Here is a 1619-nt window from a genome sequence, read left to right on the forward strand (position 1 = left end):
CACTTAAGCGGACAAAAATTGTTGGCTATAATTTTGTGAGGAACGAACAATAGCCAACTGTTTTTGTTCCGTTTAAAGTGCTTGTTAGTTGTGTTTAGCGGTAATAAATGCCTAATGAAACACGATAACTAATTTGAGAAAAACTATCTAGTAACCTATTGAAAAAATAAGACATAATTCAACTAAACAACACACTCGTGGTTACACTTTAAAACTAGAAACCAGAATGACGCCATTATAAAATAAGCGGAGCTAATGGAGCCGAGAGTTCTGGTTAACTAACGAGTTAAACGTTGAACCAGACGACTGTTAGCGACAGCATATTATGGCGGAATGAGCGAGTAACAAACGAAAACTACAAGGCAACGATTTTGAAGATTAGCAAACCCAAACCTTAGCCTGAAATGCTCCGCAGAAAGAATTACCAACTACGATTTCAAAAACCAACTAACGCCGCGTTAAGCGGACAAAAATTGTGGGTTATAATGTGTAGCGAAGCGAAACGTAACCCACTGTTTTTGTTCCGTTTAAACGCCTTGTTAGCTTTTTATTTCAAAAGTTCGCTGATGGATCTAACGAAAATAGGAACTTCAAGTAAATGCCACCACTGTTTCTTACCTTTTTTACCACCAAGGCGGATATTGTTTGTTAGGTGTTTCCATTTTATAGGCTCTGGTTTAGGGATATTGCTATCACCAGATTGCTCAATTGCTTCAGACCAACCTAACCAATTAAAATCATCGTATTTGTGGCTTCCATCTTCGGACTCTCGAATATGAGGTTCTACAACATCTGCATGGATAATTTTATTACATGCTTCTCTTAAGCTCATTTTGTCAAACATCATGCAATTATGTAGATGGTTTGCTCTTTCGCTTGCAGCGTCATATGCGATACGAATTTCAGATAACTTATCTTGTTTCTTCATTTGATCATCTAGGACTCGAAGAGATATTGCAATTTCGAGTAATAGCCGACTCATTTCTCGTTGAAAGTAATTATCTTCTAATATTGCAATTGAATCATCTCTAGTATCAGGATCGGCTTGTCTCGCGATTTCTTTATTCGCATAAAAATGACTCAACAATCTATAAGCATTAAGTTTAATGGCTTCTCTATCCAACACGTATTTCGATGGTAATTCCATGATATAACACCTAAAGCTAACGCCCACTTAAGCGGACAAAAATTGTTGGCTATAATTTTGTGAGGAACGAACAATAGCCAACTGTTTTTGTTCCGTTTAAAGTGCTTGTTAGTTGTGTTTGGCGGTAATATTTACCTAATGAAAAACGATAACTAATATTAGAAAAACTATCTAGTAACCTCTTGAAAAACTAAGACATAATTCAACTAAACAACACACTCGTGATTACAATTTAAAACTAGAAACCAGAATGACGCCATTATGAAATAAACGGAGTTAATGGAGCCGAAGATATAAATGCGCTTAGAGATTAAACATTGCACCAGACGACTATTAACGACAGCATATTTTGGCGGAATGAGCTAGTTACAAACTAAAACTACAAAGCAACGACTTTGAAGGTTACCGAATTCAAACCTTAGCCAGAAATACCTCGCAGAAAGTATTACCAACCGCGATTTTAAAAACCAAC

The 1619-nt window shown here is 36.4% G+C and carries 1 protein-coding gene; it reads right to left on the reverse strand.

Annotation, left to right across the window (positions count from 1 at the left end; genetic code table 11):
- Positions 1 to 547 precede the first annotated feature (547 nt).
- Positions 548 to 1147 (reverse strand): hypothetical protein, encoded by a 600-nt coding sequence (locus tag CXF74_RS21300; RefSeq protein ID WP_101084639.1) that lies wholly within the window; start codon positions 1145 to 1147, stop codon positions 548 to 550.
- Positions 1148 to 1619 lie beyond the last annotated feature (472 nt).

It is taken from the genome of Psychromonas sp. Urea-02u-13, from assembly GCF_002835995.1.
Classification (GTDB): Bacteria; Pseudomonadota; Gammaproteobacteria; order Enterobacterales; family Psychromonadaceae; genus Psychromonas.

What these genes read in the sequence shown, in the direction of transcription:
- CXF74_RS21300 (WP_101084639.1), bottom strand. Translation starts at nt 1,147, where the DNA reads ATGGAATTACCATCGAAATACGTGTTGGATAGAGAAGCCATTAAACTT.